Here is a 2,286-nt window from a genome sequence, read left to right as displayed (position 1 = left end):
ACCCAACTCGTGTTACACGAACAAACCCCCTGCCAGAGATGGTGGGGGGTTTGGGTTTGTAAAGGGGATAAAAAACCGCCCAAATTGAGCGGTCTTAGTACAGTTTTGTTATTAAAATAAGACACGAACCTTGATGGTTTCTGGGACAGCACGTAGACGTTCTAGGGCTTTTTCAGAATCACTGTCATCTACGTCCATGACCAGATAACCGACATCTCCCTTGGTCATCATGGATTGTGAGCTGATGTTAATACCAGCATCCGCAAAGGAGGCGTTGATTTGCGACAATACACCGGGGACATTTTTGTGGATGTGGAGCAGGCGGTGGGTGTTGTCGGTAAATGGAATGGAGACGTTGGGGAAGTTGACGCTGCTTGTGGTATCGCCTTGGTCGGAGTAGCGGACGAATTTTTCGGCAACTTCAAGCCCGATATTTGCCTGAGCTTCTTGGGTTGAACCGCCCACATGGGGGGTCAAGATGACATTGTCAAATTTGCGAAGTGGCGAGATGAACTCTTCGTCGGCAGATTTTGGCTCTTTGGGGAACACGTCAATCGCTGCCCCAAGCAGTTTGCCACTTTCTAGGGCGGACGCTAGGTCATCGATATTGACACAGCCACCACGAGCGGCGTTGATGAAAAATGAACCTTGTTTCATTTTACCAAACTGCTCGGCAGTCATCATGCCACGAGTGTTTGGTAAATCTGGGACGTGCAAAGTAACGACATCGGCTTTTTCTAAAAGCTCATCAAGACTACCAACTTGGACGGCATTGCCAAGCGGCAATTTGGTAATGACATCGTGATAGATGACTTTCATGCCCAAGCTTTCGGCAAGTACTGACAGTTGTGAGCCGATAGAGCCATAGCCGACGATGCCAAGCGTTTTGCCACGCACTTCGTAGCTGTCTTTGGCGGATTTATTCCAGCCACCACGATGAACGACCGCATTTTTCTCAGGTACGCCACGCATGAGCATGATGGTCTCAGCAAGCACCAATTCTGCGACCGAGCGGGTGTTTGAATAAGGGGCGTTAAACACAGGAATGCCAAACTCTAAGGCAGCATCCAAATCTACTTGGTTGGTGCCAATGCAAAAACAACCAATGCAGATGAGTTTTTCGGCAGATTCTAGCACCTTGCGAGTCAGCTGAGTGCGTGAGCGAATGCCGATGAAGTGAGCATCTTTGATTTTTTCAATCAGCTCTTCTTCGTCAAGGGCGGATTTGATGTACTCGATGTTGGTGTAGCCTGCATCGTTTAGTACTTTTAGGGCGTTGTCATGTACGCCTTCTAAAAGCAAAAAACGGATTTTATCTTTATTGAGTGATAAAGCCATGAAAAATCCTTAAACAGCGGTTGGTAAAAGTGTATTTATACACCCATTTGATGTAATTTGCAAAGGGTTTTGGGGAAATTTTGCATGATTTTTTGGAATAAATAGGCTTGGTTTGAGGTTTTAAAATTCTAAGATAAACATGTAAAATATAAAAAATGACGGACATATTCATAAAATACTAAAAACACTTGCCAAACCTTTCTTGTGTGGTATAATTTGCCACTTTTAAAATTTAAATTAGTTTACATATGTACATTTTAAATTTTAAACATTGCCGTGCAAGCGGTTGAATTATCCTAAGTTTATCCCCATGGATATGGTAGGGTGATTACTCTTGCAAAACTGGTGTGCAATTGGGCAGTTTATTTCCCTTTCCTTTGCCGATTGACCCACACGCCGAACGTCATGACCTTAATAAACCCAAATTTGACAACGGTTGATTGGGTTTGGGTTTTATAGGTTTTTCTTTTAACCCTTATCTGAGATGGTAATCCGATATGAGCGTTCATTCTGTAAATCATGCCCCTGTCACCCCCAAAGCGGGTGCAACCAACGAATATTATCTGACTCGCCAAAACGAGATGGAATCCAATGTTCGTAGCTATCCTCGTAAACTTCCATTAGCAATCGCCAAAGCACAAGGGTGCTGGGTAACAGACGTTGAAGGTAATGAATACCTTGACTGTCTGGCAGGAGCTGGTACATTGGCACTCGGGCATAATCACCCTGCCACCATTAACGCCATTAAAGACGTGTTGGAGAGTGGTTTGCCACTACACACGCTGGACATTACCACCCCGATTAAGGATGCATTTACCGAAAAATTGCTCTCTTTCTTCCCCAAAGATTTTGTATTGCAATTCTGTGGTCCAACAGGGGCAGACGGTACAGAGGCGGCGATTAAACTTGCCAAGACCTACACAGGACGAGACAATGTCATTGCGTTCT

At 44.8% G+C, this 2,286-nt stretch carries 2 protein-coding genes; one reads left to right on the top strand and one right to left on the bottom strand.

Going from position 1 to position 2,286, the window contains the following annotated elements; all coding sequences use genetic code 11:
- Positions 1-111: 111 nt before the first annotated feature.
- Complete coding sequence (serA, locus tag Q4B79_RS09620) at positions 112-1,338, bottom strand: phosphoglycerate dehydrogenase (protein WP_303086200.1); 1,227 nt, start codon at positions 1,336-1,338, stop codon at positions 112-114.
- A 497-nt stretch (positions 1,339-1,835) separates the two neighbouring features.
- Here serA and Q4B79_RS09615 point away from each other — a divergent pair.
- Positions 1,836-2,286 (top strand): aminotransferase class III-fold pyridoxal phosphate-dependent enzyme (locus Q4B79_RS09615; RefSeq protein WP_303086199.1); only part of this gene is annotated, 451 nt, incomplete at its 3' end.

The organism is Moraxella sp., assembly GCF_030525845.1.
Lineage (GTDB): Bacteria > Pseudomonadota > Gammaproteobacteria > Pseudomonadales > Moraxellaceae > Moraxella.
This window is presented reverse-complemented; position numbering and strand designations above follow the sequence as displayed.

Excerpts from the sequence above, each read along its gene's own strand:
- serA (WP_303086200.1), bottom strand. The coding sequence starts at position 1,338 with ATGGCTTTATCACTCAATAAAGATAAAATCCGTTTTTTGCTTTTAGAA.